Raw genomic sequence first — 406 nt, 5'->3', positions numbered from 1 at the left:
GCTGGAGGAGGCGCGCATCCTGTTCGAGGGGCTCGTGGAGGGGAACCCGAAGGACTCGGCGGCGCACGCGGCGCTGGGCACGGTGTACCAGAAGCTCGGACGGGTGGAGGACGCGCTCACCGAGTACACGCACGCGCTGGTGGGTGATCCGCGCAATCCCGTGGCGCTGACGGGCCGGGGGGAGCTGCACCTGCGCCGGGGAGAGCGGCAGGGCTTCACGGACATCGCCAACGCGGTGGAGGTGGATCCGCACGGGGAGACGTCCGCGGGGCGCCGCGCGCGGGCCCTGGTGAAGGCCATCACGCTGGTGGCGGTGGAGAAGCTGAAGGCGGACGCGCAGACGTAGCGGGGCGGCTCGCGCGAGCCGTTGTCGGGAGCAGGGGGCCCCGCCCGATATGGGGTGGGG

General features: G+C 73.6%; 1 protein-coding gene. It reads left to right on the top strand.

Features of this window, described 5'->3' with window-relative positions; genetic code table 11:
* On the top strand, positions 1–346 hold a 346-nt coding region (locus D7X74_RS42465; RefSeq protein ID WP_370450873.1), incomplete at its 5' end, for a tetratricopeptide repeat protein.
* Between the last annotated feature and the right edge of the window lie 60 nt (positions 347–406).

This window comes from Corallococcus sp. CA047B (assembly GCF_003612065.1).
GTDB classification, from domain to species: Bacteria; Myxococcota; Myxococcia; order Myxococcales; family Myxococcaceae; genus Corallococcus; species Corallococcus praedator.
This window is presented reverse-complemented; position numbering and strand designations above follow the sequence as displayed.